The sequence below is a fragment of the Meiothermus sp. Pnk-1 genome (assembly GCF_003226535.1).
In the GTDB taxonomy this organism is placed as follows: domain Bacteria; phylum Deinococcota; class Deinococci; order Deinococcales; family Thermaceae; genus Allomeiothermus.
The window spans coordinates 21621-44810 of record NZ_QKOB01000017.1; the positions used below are offsets into that span (position 1 = coordinate 21621).

Annotated in this window: 12 protein-coding genes; 3 read left to right on the forward strand and 9 right to left on the reverse strand. The window is 65.0% G+C overall.

Annotation, left to right across the window (positions count from 1 at the left end):
* Positions 1–71: 71 nt before the first annotated feature.
* Positions 72–5594: a DEAD/DEAH box helicase gene (locus DNA98_RS18420; RefSeq protein ID WP_110532294.1), complete on the reverse strand. Its 5523-nt coding sequence runs from the start codon at positions 5592–5594 to the stop codon at positions 72–74.
* A 66-nt stretch (positions 5595–5660) separates the two neighbouring features.
* Here DNA98_RS18420 and DNA98_RS17845 point away from each other — a divergent pair, with 66 nt between their 5' ends.
* From DNA98_RS17845 to DNA98_RS15450, 3 genes are all read left to right on the forward strand, one after another.
* Complete coding sequence (locus DNA98_RS17845; protein WP_158531662.1) at positions 5661–5798, forward strand: hypothetical protein; 138 nt, start codon at positions 5661–5663, stop codon at positions 5796–5798.
* 301 nt (positions 5799–6099) lie between these two features.
* A complete protein-coding gene (locus DNA98_RS15445) occupies positions 6100–8148 on the forward strand; it encodes a RecQ family ATP-dependent DNA helicase (protein WP_129865676.1) in 2049 nt (682 codons plus the stop codon).
* A complete protein-coding gene (locus DNA98_RS15450) occupies positions 8145–9308 on the forward strand; it encodes a DNA-processing protein DprA (RefSeq protein ID WP_110532296.1) in 1164 nt (387 codons plus the stop codon). Before DNA98_RS15445 ends, DNA98_RS15450 begins: the two co-directional genes overlap by 4 nt.
* Positions 9309–9384: 76 nt before the next feature.
* On the opposite strand, the gene DNA98_RS15455 is transcribed toward DNA98_RS15450, so the two are convergent.
* The 8 genes from DNA98_RS15455 to DNA98_RS15490 are packed head-to-tail and all read right to left on the reverse strand — an operon-like array spanning position 9385 to position 23189.
* Positions 9385–9948, reverse strand: coding sequence for a helix-turn-helix domain-containing protein (locus tag DNA98_RS15455; protein WP_233493247.1), 564 nt, complete (start codon positions 9946–9948; stop codon positions 9385–9387).
* A complete protein-coding gene (locus tag DNA98_RS15460) occupies positions 9923–10324 on the reverse strand; it encodes a helix-turn-helix domain-containing protein (RefSeq protein WP_110532298.1) in 402 nt (133 codons plus the stop codon). Before DNA98_RS15460 ends, DNA98_RS15455 begins: the two co-directional genes overlap by 26 nt.
* A 3-nt stretch (positions 10325–10327) precedes the next feature.
* Positions 10328–10681 (reverse strand): type II toxin-antitoxin system RelE/ParE family toxin, encoded by a 354-nt coding sequence (locus DNA98_RS15465; RefSeq protein ID WP_110532299.1) that lies wholly within the window; start codon positions 10679–10681, stop codon positions 10328–10330.
* Positions 10682–10719: 38 nt separating this feature from the next.
* Positions 10720–14736 (reverse strand): N-6 DNA methylase, encoded by a 4017-nt coding sequence (locus DNA98_RS15470; RefSeq protein ID WP_110532300.1) that lies wholly within the window; start codon positions 14734–14736, stop codon positions 10720–10722.
* A gap of 11 nt (positions 14737–14747) precedes the next feature.
* Positions 14748–17486 carry a helicase-related protein gene (locus tag DNA98_RS18425; RefSeq protein ID WP_110532301.1) on the reverse strand — a complete coding sequence of 913 codons (2739 nt, stop codon included), beginning with the start codon at positions 17484–17486 and terminating at the stop codon, positions 14748–14750.
* Positions 17483–19492 (reverse strand): 3'-5' exonuclease, encoded by a 2010-nt coding sequence (locus tag DNA98_RS18430; protein ID WP_110532328.1) that lies wholly within the window; start codon positions 19490–19492, stop codon positions 17483–17485. The genes DNA98_RS18425 and DNA98_RS18430 overlap by 4 nt, the downstream gene beginning before the upstream one ends.
* A 6-nt stretch (positions 19493–19498) precedes the next feature.
* Entirely contained in the window at positions 19499–21097 is a 1599-nt protein-coding gene (gene brxL / locus DNA98_RS15485) for a BREX system Lon protease-like protein BrxL (protein WP_110532302.1), read from the reverse strand.
* The gene (locus DNA98_RS15490) at positions 21090–23189 is read right to left on the reverse strand and encodes a hypothetical protein (protein WP_110532303.1); all 2100 of its coding nucleotides are present in this window, start codon (positions 23187–23189) and stop codon (positions 21090–21092) included. The genes brxL and DNA98_RS15490 overlap by 8 nt, the downstream gene beginning before the upstream one ends.
* Position 23190 lies beyond the last annotated feature (1 nt).

Genomic DNA, 23190 nt, shown 5'->3' on the forward strand with positions numbered 1-23190 from the left:
CGTGGGGGAGTCCATGTATCCCCGCTCTGAAGAGGTGGGGGATTATAGCTCCCCCACACCCCCTCTTTTCTCTAAGACCTCTTTTCCAGATAGGCGCGCACGGTTTCGGGATCGGTCTTTGGCATGACCTCGAGGCCAAACTCCCCAAAGCCCGGGGGTACGAGGCGGAGTTTACCCCAGCGGGCCAGGGAAATCCCCACCACCCGCCCTTCCTCCAGCAGGTCCTCTCCCACCTCGTCCGGGGGCCTGAGGCCCAATCGGCGGAGGGCTTCCAGCAGGGGCCGGTAGGCGGGGTCCACCAGCTCCAGGGCCTCGTCCCAGGCGAGGCTTTCTTGAGGGCCAAGGAGGGCCTCCAGCTCCTGGAAGCCTGGGTCCCAGGCTTCTCCTTCCCGGAAGACCACGAAGGGAAAGCCCATGAGGGTGAGCCTCCTCCGGATTTCCCCGTCCTTTTGGGCCTGCCCGGGGTCCTGGTGGTGGGGGCCGTCCACATACACGCCGACCCCTCTGGCGTAGTAAAAGTCCAGGCGGGTGTGGGTGCCCCCTAGGTCCAGGGTGTACTGGGCCTGGTCCGGCAAGGGGAGCCCCCGGCGGTAGCACTCCAGGACCCAGCGCTTTTCCAGCTCGCTCTCGCACCGGTTGAGGAGTTCTATCAGGTGTGGGGGGAGGTCCTCTTCCTCTTCCGCCTGGAAGTGGGCTTCCTGCAGGAGGGCGAAGACGGGCATGACCAGGGTGCGGTCCAGGAGGGGATGGTCCCCCTGGTTGCCGTAGTCCATCAGGCACTCGTAGCAGGCTCGTTCGCAGGCCGCTTCCTCTCCCTCGTGCATGAGGCGGAGGGCGGTGGTGGCCAGCTCTTGGAGGGGATGGGGGGTTTCCTGGCTGGGCCAGGTGGCCAAGGCCGCCAAGGCCCCAAGCCCCCCTTCCTGCCCCTCCGCCAGAACCACCCGGTAGGGCACCTCCCTTTGCGGGGTGGGCTGGAGGAAGCCCCAAAGCTCGTCGTCCGCCAGCTCCAAAACCACCAGGGCGGCCTTGCGAAAGGCGGCGAGGAGGCTTTTGTAGAAGGCGGGGATCCTCTGGGGGTCAAGGCCAGGGGGCGCCGGCACCTCCAGGGCCAGGACGTCGCTTTCCGCCCGGGCCTCGAGGACTACCCCCTTCCTCAGGTCCCCCTCCTGCCCGCCCGCCGGGCACCGCCCCTCCCTGCCCTCGCGCCAGGGGTGCTCCTGGAGCTCTTTTTCCGTGAGGAGGAAGCGGCGGCACTTGCGGCAGTAGACGAAGCCTTCCTGCAAGGGGTTTTCCTCCTCCTCCAAAAGCCAGGAGCGAAGCCCCTTGTTCATGGCCACCACCTCGGCGTTGTGCTCGTAGAGGAGGCGGTAAGCCCCGCTTCGGAAGGCCTTGGGGTTTTTGGGCCTCCAGTCCCATTCCACCTCGTACCCCAGGCGCGCCCGGTCCTCCTCCTCGCTGCTGATGCGCCGCCGGGGGGTGCCCATGAGCACGGGAGGAGGGAGGAGCCGCACCGTGGGAACCTCCCCGCTCAGGTCCTTGTGGCACCAGCGGCACCGGGGCCCTAAGGCTTCCACGTGCCCGCAGGTGCACCGTTTGGCCAGGCGTAGGTCCTCCTCCTTGGGCAGAAAGGCCAGGCGGTCCAGGTGGTAGCGGCGGGCCCCGTAGTAGAGGGTGTTGCCGGGGGCGAACTCGGTGAGGGCGATGAAGGTGGGCCGCTCCAGGCGTTCCACCTCCCCGCCGGGGGTGAGGAGCTCCACCCAGGTGGTGGCCCGGCCGAAGGCGTAGTTGGGGAGGAAGCCCCGGCCCGCCAGGTAGCCCCGGAGGTCTAGGTCCACCAGGTGCTTTCGTTGCCGGTCCGCCCGCTCCATCTCCGCCTGGACCTCGTCCTTGTGGGGATGGTGGGGGCCCATGTGGCGCAGGCGGTTGGCGTACTCCGTGTAGCGGGCCTGGGCGTCTTGGTACTCCTCCCGCCAGGGGTTGAGCTCCCGGTCCAGGGCCTGGGGAAAGCCCCCCACCGTCTCCTGCAGGAAGTCCTCCGAGAACCAGGGGAAGCGGGCCATCTCCCGGGCGAAGGCCTCCCGCACCGCCTGGAGCACCTCCTCCCGGTGGTGGGCGAGGAGTTGGGCCAGGTCCTGGGCGAAGGAGGCCCGCAAAGGGTAGAAGCGGGCCTGGTCCTCGTAGTCCACCGCCTGGCTCACCTTGGCGGGCAAGGAGAACCCCTTCTGGGCCAGAACCTCCAGGACCAGGGCCCGCACGTGGGCCTGGGCCAGGCGGGGGTTGTCCAGGAGGAAGCGGGGAGCCTGGATGGTTCCCCGGACCATCTTCTCGGGGAAGCGGTAGAAGTACTGGTCGTGCCCCAGGGACCCGGCGAAGGCCTGGATCAGGGCAGGCTGCCCCTTCCGGCCCGCCCGGCCCGAGCGCTGGGCGTAGTTGGCGGGGGAAGGGGGGATGTTGCGCAGGAAGACCGAGGACAGGGCCCCGATGTCAATGCCCATCTCCAAGGTGGGGGTGGCCACCAGGACGCTTAAAGGGTCCTGGGGGTTGCGGAAGCGTTCCTCCAGCCTCCGCCGCTCCTCCCCGGAGACCTGGGCGGAGTGGGCGCGGGCCTCGAGGGGCGTGGCGAAGGCGCGCCGCCGGTAGAGGTGCTCGTAAAAGGGATGGACGCGCCGCTTCTCCAGGGGCTGGCCGGGGAACTCGGGGGAGATCTGGAGGGCGTGGAGGGGGCCGGTGTAGCCGCTCCGGGGGCAGACCAGGTACTCCCCCTCCGTCTTTTCCAGGAGGATGGCGTTGTGGTTCAGGGCCACCCCCTCCACCTTGCCCCGGCCCCAGGCCGGGAACTCCCAGGGCATCAGGACCGCCTTTTCCTTGAGCCGCTTCACCGCCTTTTTCAGGAGGGCCCGGGCCTCCTCCCACGGCAAGCCCAAGGCCCGCATGGTCCAGGCCTCAAAGAGGCTCGGCCGCCGGGTGCCATGGAGGAGGAAGGTGTGGCCAAAGCGGGGGTTGGAGGGGGTGGGAACTTCCAGGACCAGGGCGGCCCCCAGGGGCTCCACGAAGACCTCGTGGGGGAGGGTGGCCAGGGGCTCTTCCACCTCCAGGCGGAACCGGGAGGGGTTGAAGAGATCGTGGCGGATGGCCCCTCGGCGCCGTATCAGGTCCAAAAGCCCCGTGAGGTAGTCCCGGCGCACCTCCTCGGGGACCGCAAGACCCTCCCAGAGGTCCGGGTCTTTCGCCACTTCTTCCAGGTGGCGGTAGCGGTACCGCACCAGGCCCGCCGCCTCCAGGTTCTTGAGGTTGGGCTGGGTGTTCCGGACGGCCTCCAAGACCGCCGCCAAGGAGAGGAGGTGCAGGTAAGCGGCCCCCTCGGGGCTATAGGGGTCGTACAGGGGGTGCACCTCTTCGCGGGCGTCCGCCCGGGCCCAGGCCTCGTAGACCTGGCGCCCCACCTGGGAGAGGTAGGCCGGCCCCCCTTCCAAAAGCTCCAGCACCGTTTGCCGGAAGAGGGCTTTGCGGAAGAGGTCCTGGAAGTGGCCCGCCTGGAACTCGGTATCCTGGCGGTTGTCGCTGAAGACGATGATCTTGCGCTCCTTTGGGGGCAGGGTGCTTAGGGTGTTCAGGAGGAGGAGGTCGGTGGCGGTGGAGCGGCCCACCAGGCCGAAGGCCGTGAGTTTGCGGATCTCCCCTCCCCGGCGGGAGTGGGCCACCTGGCAGGTGGGGCAGTACTGGAAGGGGTAGGGAAGGACGGCCACGGGGACCCCTCCCTCTTGGGGGGCTCCGGTGTAGGGGTCCAGGGCGAGGTTGGTGGGCAGCAGGGAGCGGCGGCCCTTCTTGGGCTCGCCGCTTTCCTCCAGCCAGTCCTCGGGTAGGGGTTCCTCCTGGGGAAGCCAGGCTCCGGGGCGGAGGTAGCGCACCTCGGGCCCCATGGGGTCTAGCAGGGAGGGGCCCGGCAGGTAGTGGCCGTTTTTCGCCCGGGCCACCAGATACTCCTGGCCGCAGTTGCGGCAGAAGACCACGGGGTAAGCGGGCTTGCCCTGGAGGTGGCGCTCCCCCTTTAAGGAGAGAGCCTCCAGGTCCAAGGTGGCGGTGAGGTCGGGGGCCTGGGCGTAGAAGGCGTGGATGCGGGGGGCCAGGTACCCGGTGGCCGCCCCTACCCGAAGGGCCAGGACCACCTCCTTCCTGGCCTCCTCCTCGGGGACTTTAGCCTCTTTGGCCCAGGCCTGGGCCAGCTCGCTCAGGGTCTTGGGCTCCTTCAGGAGCCCTTCCACGAAAAGGAGGGCCCGGCGCACCCGGGCCTCGCCCCCGGGGGCCGCCTCGAGGGCCTCCTTCAGCTCCGGGGGCAGGGCCTTTAGGTCCAGGGGGGGCGGGTCCTCCAGGGTTTCGCCGATGACCCGGGCCACGGGGGATCCGAAGAGGTTCTCGGCGAAGCGGCGGATGGCCTCCTCGCCCCGGTCCACGGTGGCGGAGGTGCCGATCACCTGGAGGCTTTCCGTGGTGCCCGTGTGCTGGCAGAGCCTCCGGATCAAGAAGGCCACGTCCGCCCCCCGGAGGCCGGCGTAGGTGTGGACCTCGTCCAGGACCAGGTAGCGGAGCACGCCCCGGTGCTCCGGGGGGAAGAGGAAGCGGTCCTCCCCCCGGGTGAGGAGGAGTTCCAGCTGCACGTAGTTGGTTAGGAGGATGTCCGGGGGGTTTTCCCGGATCTCCTCGCGGCTTAGGACCTCGGCGTCGCTCACGGGCCGCTCCTGGAGGAGCTTTTGCCGGAGGGCCTCCCCATCCTTGCGGGTGTGGGGGGTTTCCCCGTTATAGAGGGCGATGCGGAGCCCCGAGCCGTGAAGCCTCAGGGCGAAGTCCCGGTACTGGGAGTTGGCCAGGGCGTTCATGGGGTAGACGAGGACGGCCTTGATGCCAGGCCGCCTCTCCTCGAGGGCGTAGGCCAGGATGGGCAGGCCAAAGGCCAGGCTCTTCCCCGAGCCGGTGCCCGTGGCCACCACAAAGCTCTCGCCCCGGAGGGCGGCCCGCAGGGCCTCCTCCTGGTGGACGTAGGGGTGAATGGGGGTGAGGTCCTGGAAGTCCTCGGGGTTGCGGCGGAGGAGGGGGCGGGCCTCGGGGGGAAGGAGGCCTTCTCGGATGAGGTCGTCCAGGGACTTGCCCAGGCGGTAGCGTCGCTTCTGCGCCACGAAGGGCTCGCGCCAGAGGAGGTCCTCCTCCTTTATGCCCTTGCGGATGAACTCCCTTATGGCGGGATTGCGTGGCCCGACGAAGCTCTCCGCGTAGTTGCGGAAGCCCGTTTGGATGGCCTCCAGTTGGGCGAAGGGGTCTCGCACCTCTTCCTGCTCCTTTAGTTGGACTGGGTCCAGGCTAAAGAACCGGACCGCCCAGGCCCTGAGCTCGGGGGGCATGGTGGCGAGGCCCAGGCGGTGGACCAGGGTCTCGGGAGGAAGACCCAGGACCTTCAGGGGGTGGAAGAGGGCCTCGAGGTCCGAGGGGTTCGCCTCCCCCACCTCGGACCAGTCCAGGGCCGTGCCCTGGACCACCGCGGGCAACACGTGGGCCAGCCAGCGCTCGGGCCTAAGGTCTTCGGGCCGCAAGCTAAGGGCCATGGGGTCATTTTATTCCTTCGTGTGCTACTTGACCCAAACCCCTGAGATGTGAAAAAAGGGGGTGCTATGCAACCTGATCGCGAGCACCCCCTTTACCATTGTGACGCAGAGACCCACAAGGTAGCCCCTCCGGGGCTGACCCTGGTGGCTACCTACGCCTGCGTTGACGATGCGCTCAAGGCCCGCAAGGTACGCTTCGCGTGACGCAAGCCCAAGGCATCCGCTTCCCCAAGAAACAAAAGCACCAAATGGATCAAGACCCGGTGCAGCGTGATGGTGCGCTCTTTGGGGCTCTACCGGATAGAAGCCCGCTCCTACTGGGCTGAACCTCATCGTCCTCGAGGTGTTTCCCTACCGGGAAAGCAGCGTGCACAACCTGATTCGGAGCCGGGTACTTCTCAAAATGGCTGGGGTGGAGCTATGAGGTAGCACACGAAGGTATTTCTTTACGCGAACTCTTCGGCATAGTCAGAACAAGGTCCAGGGAACAATTGCCTGTGTTTTTGTGCTCATATTTCACGCCGCCTCGGTTTTCCAAGAGCTATCCTCAGTCTCAATGATGATGGGAGAACGTGAGCTCCACACGCTGTTGCGCGAGCGGTTCGGTCTAACAGCTTTTCGTCCAGGTCAATGGGAAGCTTTGGAGGCTGTCCTTTCCGGTAAACGCGTGCTCTTGGTGCAGCCCACCGGTTGGGGCAAGAGCCTGGTGTATCAGATGCTGGCTGCACAAAAGGGGTTGACCCTTGTTTTCAGTCCGCTACGGGCCCTGATGCGGGACCAAGTTCGGGAGGCTGCAAAGTATCGGCTTACTGCCCGGGTACTCAATTCCGATCAAAGTCAGGAGGAGCAAGAACAGATTCTAAAAGAAGCCAGCGAAGGCGGTGTGGGCTTGCTCTACATTGCCCCAGAAAGGTTGGACAACCACTTATGGCAGCAGTGGTTTATGAAACTCCCTATCAGCGCTTTGGTCATCGATGAGGCTCACTGTATCTCTCAGTGGGGGCACGACTTTCGGCCCGACTATCGGAGGATCGTGGAGGTGGTGCGTTCCCTCCCTCCGCAAACCCCTGTTTTGGCCGTTACTGCCACGGCTACGCAGCGCGTTATAGAAGACATCCGGTCACAGGTAGGCAATTCCCTCTTGGTGATGCGGGGGAGTCTGGCACGGGATAACCTGCGTTTAAGAGTGATACAGGTGTCGAGGGAAGCTGAAAAGTTTGCGCAGGTGTATACCTGGGTACAACGACTTCCAGGAACCGGATTGATTTATACCGCTACGCAGGCTTCCGCTGAAGCGTTGGCAGAATTTCTAAGGGAAATGGGTGTTAACGCAACCTTCTATCATGCAAAACTCCCCGCTGAGGAGCGCCATTCTATAGAGGAAAATTTAATGAACAACACCGTCAAGGTAGTCACTGCTACTAACGCTTTGGGTATGGGCCTTAATAAGCCAGATATCCGCTTTGTTATACATGCGGAATTCCCGGGATCGTTGCTAGCATATTACCAGGAGATCGGACGCGCGGGTCGTGACGGTAATCCTGCGGATATCGTTCTTCTGTACGACCCTGAGGACCGGAAAATACAGGAACACTTCATCAACAACAGCAAGCCCCCTCAGGAAGACTACAAGCGGGTCCTCACTCTCTTGCAAAAGGAGGCACTTGGAGAAAACCAAATACTAGAAAAAACCGGGCTGGCGAAAACAGCTTTACGTAACATTCTCCAAGATCTTAAGGAACAAGGGTTGGTTTCTAAAATGAATGGACTCTATAGGACTATTTCCTCTGCAAGGCCCAACTTTTCTGCGCTTATAGAGATTAGGGACGCTAAGGAAAAAGAGCTAGAAAAAATGATAGAATACATCACGACCTCGCAGTGCAGAATGATGCTTATATGTGTTTATTTGGGAGACGAGACAGCAAAACACTGCGGGCAATGTGATAATTGCAAAAAACAACCTACTCCTGCCGTAAGCGAGAGCATACTTACTCAAGCCCAGCAGTTTATTGCTCATCCCAAGCTCCACCTGCGCGGTACTCACGGGCACACCCCTATTTACCAGGACGGACGCGCCTTGGCTTATTATAGTGGGACAAGGGTGGGGGAGGCTATTCACCGTTCCAAGTACGAACAAGACGGACAACCTTTTGCCGATTGGCTTGTGGACTCGGCAGTTGAGGTCGTGAGGAAGTACTGGCCGGGGGTCCCTTTTGAGGGCGTGGTTCACGTCCCTTCCACTAGGAGTGGCGACCTTGTGAAGCACTTCGCTTCCAAGCTCGCTTCTAAGCTCGGACTGCCCCACTTAGATCTGGTCTATAAGGTAAGATGCACGGAACCCCAGAAGGAATTCACTAACCGCGTGCAAAAGAAAAACAACCTTCGGAACGCCTTTGCCTGTCGGGGCCGCGTTCCTGAAACTCTCCTAGTGGTGGATGACGTTTGTGATTCGGGTGTTACTCTGGAGGAGGTGGGAAGGGTGTTGAAGAAAGCTGGTGCTAAGAGCCTTTTCGCCCTAGCATTGGCCAAGACTAGGCATTCGGACGACCTATGAAACCCGTTTATTGGATGCTGCTTGCCCACGGTGAGCTGCCGTCCGACTATAAGAGCAGGGCTCGTGAAGTACGGCTGGAAATACTGAGATACGCCCGTAAAACAGGCTCTTTGGAAGAGCTGATTGACAATCGTCTGGACGATTTGCCCGAAGAACTTCAACGGATTGTCCGTGGCCTATTGGAGCAAGCCACCCCTATGGCCCTGCTTTGGAGTGAACTAAGGGAGCAGGGCGCAAAGGTGATTTCTGTGCATGATCTTGCTTATCCCGAAAGGCTGAAAAAAAGCCTAAAAGGTAGTACACCCCCGATTCTGTACGTCTTGGGTGAAGAAAACGTGCTGCAAGCGAAGAGAAGTATATCTATCATTGGCTCTCGTAATGCGCTACCGGAGGCGAAGAAAATTGCGCGACATGCAGGAGAATATTTTGGCCGTGAGGATTACGTCGTCGTCACAGGTATGGCTAGAGGGGTGGACCAAGAAGCTGTCAAGGGAGCCCTTCAGGTAGGAGGTAAGGTCGTTGGGGTGCTTCCTTTTGGAATCCTTAGTAGAAAAGACTTGATTCCCCTAATTAGGGAGTACCACGAAGATATCTTTGGCGGTCGCCTTACACTGATTTCCGACTTGTTTCCAAAGGCGAGTTGGAAAGCTCAATACGCCATGGCGAGGAACCGCCTTGTGGTTGGGCTCTCTGAGGCGGTTCTGGTGGTGCAGAGCGGCTTGAAGGAATCCTTGGGAAAGGATAATAAGAAGCACCAGAGTGGGACGTGGAATGCGGTTGAACAGGCCCACCGCATGGGGAAAAGGGTTTACGTAGTAGACCTTCCTTTGGAGGGGAACCGTTCTCTTATTAAGCAGGGTTTAGGCATTCCCCTTCCTATTCAGGACGAAGGGCCTCGGTTTTCCGTTGTGGAAGATCAGATGGGAATGGAGCACTTCCAGCTTCAACAGAGGCAATCCCAGGATAAGGCTGGTATGCCCGAGGCAAACCTCAAAGGTTTCCAACCCCCCCTCTTTGAGAGAGAACTTCCTCCTCAAAGTCCGACGAGTTCAGACAAGCATAAGCGGCACCCTAACCCCTCCAAGACCTTCGCGAGTACCCCTAGCGACGAAGCTACGGCAAAAAAATCTAGGAAGAAGGCAAAGAAAAAGTCGGAGTAGATCTCCGCCCTCCCATGCTCCAGATCAATTTAAGGCCGCATGCCCAACTTTCAATCCGGCAGGCCTTACCTTTTGCTCATACCTTAAACAGGGGCAAGGTGAGGGGAGGCAACCCCATCTGAGTGGTCAGGAAGTCCACGTAGAAACGGAGGTAGGGCCAAAGGTTCAGGGGGAGGTTGCGCTCAGCAAAAACCTTGAATAGGTTGTCGTCCAGGAAACGGGGGGAGCGGTAGGTGGCTGCCAGCTTCACCTGAAGCTGCCCGATGGGGTGATTATCGTCCAAAAGGTCCACGGTCAGAGCAAGGCCAGCCCGGAAGCCCTCTTCCAGCGCTTCAGGTCCAAAGGGCTTAAGCACCAACCTGGCTCCCTTCTTGCCCTGAGGGTGGCGGTCTAGCCTGGCGGACAAGGCTTGAAGGGAGATCCCCAGGATCTCTAGGCCCGATATGAACTCCTCGTAATTTTCCGGGAAGCCTTGGGCCTTCTTCGGTTTCAATAGCCCAGACCGCCTGAGCACCTTGTAGGCGTGCTGGTAGGTTACCCCGAGGGCCTCGGCTATCTCGGAGACGCTCTTACCTTCCTGGAATAGTTTCCGAATGCGCTCGGCCTTGGTCATCTCAAGCGGCGGATCTGCTAAAGTCAACCACTCTTATGGCCGGAAGAACCGCCAAATCCCATTCCCTTTCCCGGGCCGGGGCCTCGCTTAGGGAGTACTGAGCGACCGCCTCCCCCTCGTCAGCGAAAGTGAGGATGAGACGATACCCCAAGGCACTGGCGAAGCGAGCCAGGGTTTCCAGGGAGAGGGAAAGCCCCTCGGTGTTTTCAATCTGGGCCACGCGGCTGCGCTGGACACCCAGCCGCTCGGCGAGGTCCTTTTGGCTCAGGCCCCGCTTCTTCCGAAGGGACCTCAAGACCTCTCCCAGTTCTTCGTCCAGGACCTCTCGGTACGCTTGGCGGAGCTCAGGGGTGTTGAGGTCGTCCTGGAAAAACTCGTCCACGCTGGTGAGTTTGCGCTTCATGGTCTATTCCTCCGAGTTGAACTCCTGGTATGCCCGCAGCGCATAGGCGATGAGTTTAGGGTCGGCCTTGTTCTTCTGCTTCACTTCTCCCGCTGCCGCGACAAAGAGGGTGGCGTCTTGGCGCCAGTAGTAGATGCGAATGCCCGAGTGGTGGCGGAGTTCCCAGATAGGGCCTTGGATGTGCTTGACATGAGGCTCGCGCAGCTCAGGTCCGAAGGTGGGGAGGAGCTCCTTGAGTAGCCGACGGGCTTTGGCATACTTTTTGGGGTCAGCCTCTTGGAGGCGCCTGAGCCATTCCTTGATTTGGGAACGCCCGTTGGCGTCTTCATAGAGCACAACTTGGTATCTTCCCGCCACACCTCACCTCCAAGGTTAGGGTTGGCTAACCCTTTTTGTCAAGTGAGCAACCCCCATTCTCCCAGCCGCTCCCAGGCCTGGAGCACCAGCCTCCGGGTACGGTACTCCCCGTGGTGCCTTTCCTCCTTCTCCTTGAGGACCCGGAAGGTCTCGCCTGGGAAGGTGCTCGCCCCCTGGCGCTTGCGGTAGGCCTTTTCGTCCAGGGGGTCTTCCACCTCTTCGTAGGGGGAGAGGATGTCGGCAAGCTCCCCCTCGGTGAGGTCCTTGGGGTCCAGGATGTAGCGGAGTTGCTTCCGGGTGAGGCCGTAAAGCCTGGCGTAGTAGGCGTCCAGCTCGGCCCGGATCCTGGCCCTCCGCTCCTCGTCCCAGACGAAGGGCGGGAAGGGGTAAGGGCCCTGGAGCCACTCCGGGGGCGTGTTGGGGTGGAGGGAGGCCTGGGCCTTCCAAGCCAGGATCGCCTGGCGGAGGGCCTCGTCCGCTTCCTTCCACACGTCCTGGGCGAGGGGAGCTAGGTCCCAGGCGGTGTAGGTGAGTTCCAGAACCCGGGGGACCAGGAAGGCGAGGTCCTGGGGGGTGTAGGCGGAGGGGGGGAGGATGGGGAACTGCTTGAGGTAGTGGAAGGTGAGGTGGGTTCCGCCCACCTTTTGCCGGGCCACGTAGTCCAGGACTAAAGCGGAAGTGTTGCCGATCAGGGCCAGTATCTTCGGAGCCCCCTCGGCAGTCAAGGCCAGGGGAACGGTATGACCCACTCCTACCCTTGGGAGGACCGTGAAAATGGTCGTGCGCTCGTTGGTGGCGTTGGTGATATCCCTAAACCCAAGCAACCACCCCCGCTTCCACTCCCAAAGGACATTCCCCCTCCGGTCCCTTTGCCTTAGGCGCTCCTCCACCTCTTGGGCGGGCACCCAGTAGCGGGGAAGGGGCAGGCGGGCGGGGTCCTGGTGCTCCTCGAGGGTCATGTCCCGGGTGTCGGAGCCCTCGTAGGTGGCGAAGCGGTGGTCGTAGTGCCAGAGCATCTTGGCCTCGTAGAGGGGGAGGTAGACCTCTTCGCCCCGCACGAAGCGGTTGCCCACCAGGCGGAAGCCTTGGGCTTTTAGGTCATCCTGGGTGCGGAAGAGGCCCGAGTCGCTGGTCATGTTGAAAAGCCCCTGCCGGAACCGGATGCCCCAGGGGTTTTCCTCCGGCTCCTCCCGCCAGAGGATGGGCACCTTCCGGTAGATGGCCTTGGTGAGCTCGGCGTCCTGCCGGGTGCGGAAGACGGGGCAGGTGCGGGTGTTGGGGTTTAGGAGGGCGAACTCCTCTGGGGTCAGGCTGAAGAGGCGCTCGGGGTCCCGGGCGTGGTCCACCTCCGTGGCGAAGAAGACCAGCTTGGCGGGGGCGTCCTTCCCCAGGGCCCTGCCCCGGAGGGCGAAGACGCAGAACTTTTGGCGGCTATCCACCGCTGGAAATATCTTCTCGCGGTTCTCAAAGTCCAGGAGCGCCGAGAGCTGACCCCGTTCCACCACCTCGGCGAAGAAGTCCTTGTTGGAGTCGTCGGTGGCGATGCCGGTGGGGACGATAATCCCTGCCCGCCCCTTGGGGGCTATGAGGCTTCGGGCCAGCTCGGCGAAGTAGCGGTAAGTGTTTGCGTCCCCCTTGGCGGTGAGGGGGTAGCGGCCACTATGCCGGGTGAACCCTACCGTGGCCTCAACGTCGTGGACATGCTGAAGCCAGGCTTGATGCAGATCGGGGTTGGTTTCCTTTAGCTTATCTATGGCGTCCTTTCGGGCTCTCCCAGCGAGGGCGGCAATAGCGGGGTCTTTATCCGAGAAAAACTCCTTTTCGTCGGGCTCCAGAACCTCCCACGGCGGGTTTCCTAGGACCACGTCAAAACCCCCCCGGGCGAAGACCTCGGGGAACTCCAGCCACCAGTGGAAGAAGCGGTGGCGCTCCTTGGCGACCTGGATGGCGGCCCGGGTGGGGGGGTTGAGGTAGGAGCTCTGCTCAAGCTGGCTCAAGGAGGCGTGGGCCTGCTGCACCAGCCAGTTGAGCCCCTCCCCGTCGGGCAGGCGCACCCCGGGGGCCGGGCGCAGGAAGAAGGCGGCAGTCCAGTAGTCGGCCAAAAGCTCCAGCTTGCGCACCGGCTCGCTTTCCCGCCAGGCCTGGTAGCGGCGCCGTTTTTCCTCCACCTGGGCGGCGCTTTCCTCGGCGAAGTCTAGGGGCGGGGGCGCGGGGGGCTGGAAGAAGAGGCCTTCCCCCACGGGGCCGAAGCGCAGGGCCTTGCGGGCCTCCTTGGGAACCCCCTCCCGGTCGTAGGCCTCCTTGGGGATGCCCAAGGAGAGGAAGTCCGGCGGGGCGCCCACCAGGGAGTTGCCCACCTTGAAGTGGTGGTCCAGGAAGGAGAGGGGTTTGCCCCGGGCGGCCGAGGCCACCCACAGGGAGAGCTTGGCCAGCTCCACCGCCATGGGGTTCAGGTCCACCCCGTAGAGGCAGCGGGCGGCCACCTGGTGGCGGGCCTCGTAGAGGGCCTCGAGGTCGCTTTTGTCCTGCCCCCGCACCTCCAGAAGCTTTTCCGCCAGGTACTCCAGGGCGGAGATGAGGAAGGCCCCCGAGCCCATGGCCGGGTCCACCACCTTGAGGGAGAGGAGGGCCTCCTCCTGGCGTTTGGGGTCCTCCCCCACCTCCTGGAGCCGGGCCTCCACCACCGGCACCAGGCTCTCCTGGAGGACCAGCTGCACCAGCTCCCGGGGGGTGTAGTAGCTGCCCGAGGCCTTCCGCTCCAGGAGGTGGCTTTCCAGGGTGTAGCGCCCTTCCACCAGGCGGGGGGCGAGGGCCAGGATCCCCTCGTAGACGTGGCCGATTTCTTCCACCTCGAGGTCGCGGTAGTTGATGCGCTCCAAGGCCCCGTCCCGCTCCACGTGGGTGAGGAGCCGGATGGCCTGGAGGAGCTTGGCGTTTGCGGGCCGGGGCAGGTCGGGGTTCTGCGCCCGCTCCCCGGGGTCCAGCACGCCCCCTGTGAGGAGGGGAAGGCCCTCGGGGTCAAAGAGCTCCCCGTTTAGGGCCGGGATCCCCAGGCGCTCGTCCCCCCGGTGGACCAGCTGGAAGGTGAGGAGGAGCTTCTCCCAGAGGTCGGTGTGGGCGTCCTCGCCGAAGGGGTTTGGCTGGGATGCCCGCTCCCTGAGGGCCGAGATGCTGTACTCCCGCTGGTAGACCCAGGAAAGGGGCCCCTCGGCGGGAAGCAGGTTCCGGCTTTCCGCGTAGAGGAGGAAGAGGATGCGGTAGACAAGCCGGAGGAGCTCGGCGTGGTAGGCCTTGAGGGTTTCCTCGTCCTGGAGCTTTTGGCGAAGGGCGTCGTTGAGGAAGGCGTTGCCCAGGACCTGGAGGGCCTCCACCACCCCCTTGCGCAGGGCCTCCCGGGCCCGGGTGCCCGTCTCCCGGGCGGCCTCGTAGTAGCGGTCCAGGGGGGTCTTCCCGTCCGAGCCCTTCCGGAAGCGGCTCGGGTGGAGGAGGAGCCAGAGGATCTGGAACTCCTTCAGGGCCTGGTCCCTGGGGGCCTTGAAGAGCTCCACCAGGTTGAAGGCCACGTACCCCGGGACGGAGACGTGGTAGTACTTGCGCAAAAGGCGCACCTCCCAGGGGCAGGCCAAAACGCCCCAGTCCTGGCTTGGGTGGAGGTTCAGGTAGGTCTGGAGGAGGGCCTGGGGGCTTTTCTCCCTGCGGCTAGGCCTTAGGTCCAGCTCCGCGGCCACCAGGTGCAGGGGTGGGGCGTCCTCGGCCTCCCACCCCCGGTGGCTGATGGGAAAGGTCTGGTCCGCCACCGCCAGGTGGCCCCGGTTGTAGACCGGCTTGTAGTCCAGGGCGCGGAAGAAGGGCAAAAGCCAGGCCTCCCGGGCCCGGGAGGTGTCCTGAAGCTCAAAGAGGTCGGGCAGGCGCTCGCAGAGGTTCAAAAGGGCGTAGAAGCGGTCCCGAAGCGCCTCCGGGCTAAGCCCCACCTCCTTCAGGGCCTCGGGCCGGGTGAGGCTTTGCAGAAACTCCTCGGTGAGAAGGCTTCCGGAAATGCGGATGGCGTAGAACACCCTTCCCTCCTTTAGGCCAGTAGGGTGATGGCCAGAAGCTCATGGCCTAGAAGCTCGAGGCGGTCCAGGTCCTGGAAGGCCTCGGGCAGGGTGCCGTAGGCCCTCGCCAGGTCCCGCTTCAGGGCCTCCCGCTCCGCCCTAAGCCGGGCCAGCACCTCCAGGGCCCCCTTTGGCCCCAGCTCCTCCAGGGGGGCCCTAAGGGCCTCCTCCGCCAGGATACGGGCCTGTTGGCGGCTTAGGGCCGGGGCTTGCTTGCGGCGGTTCTGCCAAAGGGCTTCCGTCTTTTCCGGGGGGAGCTCCTTCAGGTCCAGGAGGCGGACGCCTTTGCGGAAGAGGCTTTCCAGGACCTCCCCCTTGGGCCCGAGGAAGCGGGCCCGGAAGTGGTAGAGGGCCACGGGCTCGCCGGCGCCGGGGGGCAGGGCCAAAAGGGCGGTCCTCGCCCCGTCCAGGTCCCGGTAGGCCCGGAAGCGGAGGTGGCCCACCAGGTGCTCCACCAGGGGGTGAGCCAGGTCCAGCACCTCCACGCCCAGGGGGGCCTGGGGGTCAAAGCTAAAGGGGCCAAACTCCGGGGGAAGCCCCGGCACCGGCTCCCCGGCCCCCCGCTGGGCGGTGTAGGGGTCCTGCCCCTCCACCTGCCAGCCCAGGTAGCGGAGCCCGTCCAGCACGAAGCTTTCCAGGGTCTTGGGGCTTCCCGCCCGCTTCAGGGCCTCTTGCAGGCGGTTTTCCACGTCGGGGAGGCTGAACTCGCTGTGGCCGTAGAAGCCTTCCCGCACGGCCCTATAGGCTGCCTCCCACTCGGGCGCCTCCTCCTCGGCGAAGAGGGGGGCCTGCAGCCGGCGCTCCCCCCGCCAGTCCCTTTGCCAGAGGGCCTCGAGGCGGGCCCTCAGGTAGGTCTCCTCCCCGAAGAAGGCGGGCACCACCCCGAGCTCCCGCCGGATCCTTTCCGCCTTTTCCAAGAGGAGGCGGAAGACGGCCACGTCAAAGGAGCGCTCGTAGTAGAGGGTGCGGATGCGCACCACGGGCTCGGGCTGGCCGAAGCGGTCTATGCGCCCGTTGCGCTGCTCCAGGCGGTTGGGGTTCCAGGGGAGGTCGTAGTGGACCAGCTGGGAGGCGTGGTGCTGGAGGTTTAGGCCTTCCGAGAAGACGTCGGTGGCCACCAAGACGGCGGGCTTTTCCCGGACGAAGGCCTCCAGCACCGCCTCCCGCTCCTCCTCCCGCATCTCTCCGTGCACGGCGAAGACGGGGTAGGGGAGGGCTTCCTGGAGCTTTTCCACCAGGTAGTCCAGGGTGTCCTTGTAGCGGGTGAAGACCAGGGTGCGCCCCCGCCCTAGGCGCAAGGGGTCTTTGAGCATCTCCAGGAGGGCTTCTAGCTTGCTGTCCTTTCGCCACGAGCGCAGGTGGCGCAAGAGGACCTCCAGGTAGGCCTTCTCCGCCTCCAGGCGGGCCTGGTCCGCCAGGGTGAGCTCGAGGCCCACCTCCGCTTCCTCCGGCAAGAGCTTGTCGGGGACGCCGTCAAAGAGGGCCGCCGCCTCCTCGTCCGTGGCCTCCTGGGCGCTTAAGGCGTTTTCCAGAAGGGCCTTCCGCCGCTTGAGGCTTTGCTCCAGGGCCCGGGGGGAGCTGGTGGCCCGGCGCATGAGGTGCATGGAAAGCCACCGCCCAAGGACCGGGACCTTCGCGGGGTCGGGGTCGTAGACCTCCGCCTGGTAGCGGCGCACCGCCTCAAAGAGCTCCAGCTCGGCCCGGTTGGGCTCCACCGGCACCTCCCGGGCCTCCCGCTCGGGGAAGGGGCTTGGCTTGCCTTCCCTGCGGAACCAGTCCTCCACGTCCCGCCGGCGCCGCTGCACCACGTGCTTCTTGGCGGCCTCCCGGTCCAGAACGCCCCCCTTGAAAAGGCCGAGCCGCCCGGCGTCCAGGTGCTCAAGAAGGCTCTGGAAGCTTTCGCTGTGGCCGCTATGGGGCGTGGCGGTGAGGAGGAGGAGGTGGGGCACCCGCCGGGAGAGTTCCCGCACCAGCCGGTAGCGCTCCATCTGCTTGCCCCGCTCCGTGGGGGGACGGGCGGCCATGTGGGCCTCGTCCACCAGGAGGAGGTCCCAGTCCTGGTGGAGGACCAGGTGGCGCACCCCGTCCTGCTTGGCGTAGTCCACGCTGGCGATGACCCGGTCAAAGTGGGCCCAGGGGTTGGCCCCGGGGGGGAGGGTCCGGGCCAGGCGCTTGAGGTTGGGCCCGGAAAGGATGGCGAACTCCAGGTGGAAGAAGCGCCTTAGGGCCTCCTGCCACTGGGGGAGGAGGTGGGCCGGGGCCAGGACCAGCACCCGCCGGGCCTTGTTGCGGAGGAGGAGCTCCTTGACGATGAGGCCGGCCTCCACCGTCTTGCCCAGGCCCACGTCGTCGGCGATGAGGAGGCGCACCTCGGGCTGGCGCAGGGCCATGAGCAAGGGCACGAGCTGGTAGTTGGCGGGCACCACCCGGGAGCGCTGGAGGGCCAGGAAGGGGGCGTCGGCGTGGAGGGTGGAGAGGTCCAAAGCCCGCAGGAGGAGGTCGTGCAGGGCGGGGTCCCCCGGGGTGGCCGGGGGCAGGCCCAGGGTGGTGAGGCGGAGGCCGGGGCCCTCGAGGGGCAGGTAGAAGAGGGCCTCCTCCTCGGTGTCCACCGCCCGGGCGAAGAGCACGTCCCCCTGGCGGTGCTCGAGGCGGAAATCCCGGCCCCGGGCGCGGAAAAGGGCCCCGGGGCGGAGGAGGTCTTCCAGGTTCATCCCTCACCTCCGAGGAAGGGGGAAGGCTCGCCCACGTAGCCTACCCAAAGGTGCTCCCGGGCCCGGGAGAGGGCCACGTAGAGGAGGTGGCGCTCTTTTTCCTCCTGCACCGCCCGCTCCTCCCCCTCCAGGTCCCGCAACAAGCTTTCTAAGGGGAAGAGTCCCTTTTGCGCCCCGAAGAGGGCCACCGCCCGGAACTCCAGCCCCTTGCCCCCGTGGGCGGTGCTGCAGTACACCCCTTCCACCTCGCTTTCCTCCGCCGCTCCGGCGGGGATGTCTCGGTGGTTCAGGTAATCGGCAAGCTTCCGCACCAGCTCCCGCACGCGGGCGAAGACGGCGATTTCCCGGGGCTCGCATCCCAGGCCCAGCAGCCAGCGGATCCACCTGGCCAGCTCCTCCAGGGCCTCCTCCTCCCGGGTGAAACCACGTACCTCCGGCTCCGGGCCCTGGAGGAGAGAGAGTACCTCTCGCTGCTCCTCCTCCAGCTTCTTGGGGAGAATCCGCTCCGCCAACCCCACCACCTGCCGGGTGCTCCGGTAGTTGACCTTGAGGCGACGGGAACGTCCCCGGATGTCCAGGCCCAGAGCCTGCCAAGGGAGCGGGCTGCGGTAGATCCGCTGTGCCGGGTCCAGGGCGAAGAAAAGCCCGTCCTCCTCGACCGGGGCCAGGCTCTTCACCAAGAGGAGCTCGGCGGGGCCGAAGTCCTGGGTCTCGTCCACCAGGATGGCCCGGTAGCGGGGCAGCTTCCCCTCCTCCACCCCTTTTCGCACCTCGTGGAGGAGGCGCTGGAAGGTGAGGAAGCCCTGCGCTTCCAGGTCCTGCCAGAAGGCCTGGAAGACCTGGAACAGGGCGAGCCGCTGGCGGGCGGTGAGGGGCACGCCCCGGCCCACCCGGGGAAAGGAGCGGTAGGCCTCCCAGGTGTAGAGGCCGTGGCTATCCAGCAGGGCGTGCTCGCTCAGCAGGAAGGCGTATGGGAAGCCCAAGCTTTGGGTATGGGTATGGAGCAGTTCCCGGAAGATGGCGTCCGTTTCCGGGATCAGTTTTGCCGTCCCCCCTAGCTTCCCGTACAGACGGTGAGCCAGGGCGTGGAGGTTCTCCACCTCCAGGTTCGGGGGCAGTTGGCCCATCAGTTGCTCCAGGGCCCGGCGCAGCCGGGCGGCCAGGAAGCGGTTGAAGGTGGTGACCAGGATGGGCTCCTCTGGGTAGCGCTCGGCAAGGACCTTGGCTCGGTGGACCACCACCACGGTCTTGCCGGTACCCGCGCTGCCGGTCACTCGGGCCGGACCGCGGAAGGTTTGCTCCACCACCTCCCGCTGTGCCGGGTGGAGAAAGACCATCCACTGCTCCCAGGGGTAGGAGAGGGCCCGTTTCAGCTCCTCCAGGTTGCGGAGGAAGAGGAGTTGCTGGCGTCCCAAGGGGTGGTTGGCCAGCTCCTCGATGGTACGGAGCCTGGGGGGGACAGGCACCAGGCGGCCCGTGGCCAGCTCCAGGAGCCTTTCCTGTACCAGGGCGGAGAGCCCGGAGATCAGCTCCTCAAACTGGCCCTCCTCGGCCATGAGAAGGGGGTCCACGTAGGACTCCGGCACCCCGAGGTCCAGGAGGTACTCGCGACTGTGGCCCGCCAGGACCGGGCGCACCTCGCGGGTGACCACCTTGACCTGCTCTATGGTGCGGTAGATCTGCAGCTCGCCGGTTTTGGCGTTGACCTCCACCTCGTGCCGCCTGGCCCAGTCGTAGGCGGGGTCGTGGTGGTCCACGTAGACCGGGATCCAGCCCGTTTCGTGGCGGTAGAGGATCATGCGGATGTCGTCGTTGACCCGAAGGGACCAGAGGACCTTGGCCTTCGACTTCGGTAGCGCGTCTAGGCGGTGGAGCCTAAGGCCAGGATGCTCCGGGTTTTCCATGAACTTCATCAGGGAATGATCCACGAGACTCTGTTCCTCGGGCGTGAGGGCCTTTCTCGCCTTCCAGAAGCTTTCGCTGAGGCCGATAACCGGAGTTCCCATCTTCACTCACCTTCCTCTAAGCGCCTGCGCCACCGTTTCCGGGTCGGCCTCGGGGGCCACCTCGAGGCCAAACCGCCCCAGGCCCGGGGGTACCAGGCGGCGCTTACCCCAGCGGGCCAGGGACTGGCCTACCACCCGGCCACTTTCTACCAGGTCCTCCGGCCCCTCGTGGGGTGGGGGTAGGCCGAGGTCCCTTAGGGCAGAGAAGAGCCCCCGGTATTCCTCCGCCAGGAGGGAGGGGAGCTCTTCCCAGGAGATACGGTCCTGGTCCAGGTTTTCCAGGGGACGGTGGGGGAACTCCTCCGGGTTGTAATGGTGAAGCTCGGCGTAAACCCGCTCCCTAAGCTCCAGGGCCAACTCCCGGGCCTCCTCCAGAAAGCCCGGGCTCCAGTCCCCAGCCGGGTAGACCAGCTTGCAGAGGGCCGAAACCCACTTCCGCAGGGCGCGGAGGTCCCGCTGGGTATAGCCCGGGGGAGCCTCGAGGTCCGGCTGGACCGGCCGTCCGCGGAGAAGCCGGAAGGCCGCCGAGAGGTAGTCCACCACCAGGCCCGGCCCCGAGTAGAGGATCTCCGGGGTGATCTTGGGGAACTCGTACCCGGGAAGAAAACCATGGATTCGATCCAGAAATGCCGTGTCCCCCCGCAGGCCAAAGGGGAGCACCTTGGTCAAGGGAACGCGGTCGGAGTCGGTGTTTCCCAGAAACACCAAGGAGGCCTCGGACACCAGGGTGCGCCCGCCCCGGCTGAACTGGCCGGACTCCATGTAGTCCTTCAGGATGGAGACGATGGAGGGGTCTTCCCAGGCGGTGTGGTCGATCTCGTCAAAGACCAGGACCTGGTAGGTGGGCACCAGCCCGGGCTTCCGGGTGAGCTGGTTGTAGAAGAGCACCGCCGGGGTCACCTTGCCCCCGGAGATGACGAAGGTCTCCGAGGAGGTGTTGCGCAGCAGGTAGGTCTTGCCCGTCTGCCGGGGCCCCAGCTCCATCAGGTGGAGGCCCGGCTCCACCAAGGGGGCAAGCCGGGCCAGGTAGAGAAGCTTTAGCCGGCGGGACAGGGTCTTTGGGTTGAGGCCCACGCTACCCAGGAGGAAGTCCATCCACTCCCCCTCGGAGAAGCGCGCCCGGCCCCGCAGGTAGGGGTCCAGGCTCAGGAGGGAGGCCTGGAAGGGGTAAAACTGCATCAGCCTAACCCTCCCTGCGGCGTAGCTCAGCTCTACGGTCCCCCACAGGCCGAAGAGCGTCCCAGGGTGTTCCTCGGTGAGCTGGAGAGGTACCTCCACCGGGTAATCCCCCAGGCTGGGCAGGTGCGCCCGGTAGGTGCCCGAGCCCAGATCCACCTGGACCTCGAGGCGGTCAATGAGCACGAAGCGTCCGTGGCGGAGCAGCTGGTCTTTGATCCACTCCCCGTGTCCCGGTCCCAGGTAACGGGTCTCCAGGATCTTGCGCACCTTTCCCACTGCCTCGGGGGTGCCTCCCGCGTGGGCCAGGAGGTTTTCCACCGCGAACCGGGGCACCCTTTGGAAAAGGGTTTCCTGTGTGAGAGACTTCAGCACCACCTGGTTGGGAAAGGCTTCCTGGGCCTTGGCCAGGAGGGGGTCCTCAGCCATCTTCCACCTCCGTCAACAGGGCGTCTACCAAGGGGTTGTCGCGGACGACTTCCTCCGGGGGTTTGAGGGGAGGCCCCACCGCGGAAGGGGTGTCGGGGCCCATCCCCTCTGGGGGGTTAGAGGAAAATCCGGGTACAAAGGGGTCCGCTTCCTCCGCCAGGTGCTCGGGGGCCAGGGAGTAGATCATGCGCAGCAGGACGGTTTCCCCGGGAAGCCAGGCCTCCTTGCCGTAGGGCTCGCCCCAGCGGTGGCCCTGGGGGTTTCCCAGCACGTAGGCGTAGCGACGGTGTTCGGGCCAGTTCCACAGGCGCACCCGCGGAGAAGCGGCCAGCACCAGAGCCTGCCAGGGGATTTCCGGCACCCGGAACGCGGAAGGTGGGGAAAAGGCCTGGGCCAGGCGGTCTGCTTCCTGCTCCAGGGCCTGATGCAGGGCGTCCTCGTCCTGGTCCCAAAGGGCCTCCAGGGCTCCGGAGGCCACCAAGGATCCGGCAGACTCCCGGAGGAGCTCCGGGGGCATCTCCCCAGCGGTCACCCGCAGGACCAGGGGGTTTTCCTCCTCGGCGGGGAAGCGGGGCGCAAAATGCTTCACCGCTTCCAAAAGGTGGACCACCCGGTTCCGCTCCCGGACCAAGGCTTCGCGGTAGCCGCCAAGGAGGATCACCTGCTGCCGAAGCTCCAGGTAATGGAGAAAGCGCCGGGTGTACACCCCCTGGACCTCGTGGGCCTCCCGCAGCACCGCCCACCCGCGGTCGCACAGATACTTCCGGTCGAACTGGGCCTCCGCTGCCTCCTCACGCTGGGGACGCGGCTGCCCAAGCCTCGCCCTTAGCCAATCCCATACCGTCTTCCGCTGGCTCCCCGAAGGTTCGGGCGGCTTGGTGCTTTCCTCCATCTGGTCCCACTTTTCCTGCCACTCCGAGTGTTTGGCCCTAAGCTCGGCCAGGCGGGCCTGGGCCTGGGAGGCCTCGGGGTCCTTTTGCAGAAAGAGGTTCAGGTCTCCGCTCTCCAGCGCCCGGTCCACCTGGGCCAGGGCCTCCCGCAAGCGGCGGAGTTCCTCCGGGTCCACGGGCTTTCCCCGGGCTTTCCGCCTCTCCAGCCGGGCCAGGCGGGCCCGCTGGCCCTCGAGGCCCAGCACCCGGTCCAACTCCTCCAGGGCCGCCTCTCGCCTGTGCTTTCCCTGGGCCAGGGCCTGGTCCAGGGTCTCCCGGGTCTCCTTGAGGGCAGGGATGCCCCGGAGGAGGGCCAGGCGGCCCGCCTCCAAGGGGTAGGAGGCCTCCCAGGGAAACAGCAGGGTGTCCAAGGCCTTCTCCCCTTTTTGGAAGAGCTTCTGCCGGAACTCCTCCCAGTCCTTGCCCCGCCACTGCGGAAAGAACCGACATTCGGTTCTCTCGGGAAGGATGGGTTCTTTGTGGTCCAGGGACGGGCAGGCCGGGGGAGGGGGGATCTCCGGAGCGGGGCCCAGGCGGGTGTGCTGAATCTTTTCCCAGAGCAGTTGGCCGATCTCCGCCACCTTGGGCTTAGCCCATTCCAGGCGGGCGATGCCCAGACCCACCCAGTCCCTGCCGATCTGGGGGTCCAGGGGCGCCTCGGTCTGGACCAGGGCTTCCACGAAGTGCTGTACCCAGAGGTATAGGTACTCCTCGCGGGCAAGGTGAAGGCTGTCGCGGGACCAGTAGGACACCGGCCAGACCCGGCAGGTCAGGGGGTACCGGGGATCCGGGGGAAAGGCCTGCAGGCCTTGAAGGTCCTCGGGCTCCCGTAGGATGAGGACCAGATGGAGCCGCACTTCCAGATCCCGGTGTTTGTCCCGAAGAAGGGTCTCCTCCAGCTCCTGCACAAGGGTTGGTAACCCCTCGTCCCCGCCCCGGGTCAAGAGGACCAGGTTCAGGCTGGGGTCCACCGCTACCCCTTTGGCCCTGAGGGACAGAATCCGGTCCAAGGAGAGGAGCCTTTCCAGAGCTGGGCGCCACTCCCCCGCGCCACCCACCTCCCATCCCTCCTTCTGGAGCCGCTTCCGCCAAAGGGGTTCCGCCCGCTCTACCAGTTCCTCTCCTAAGCCGGGTAGGGGTACCACCAAGGTGGGGTGGAGCATG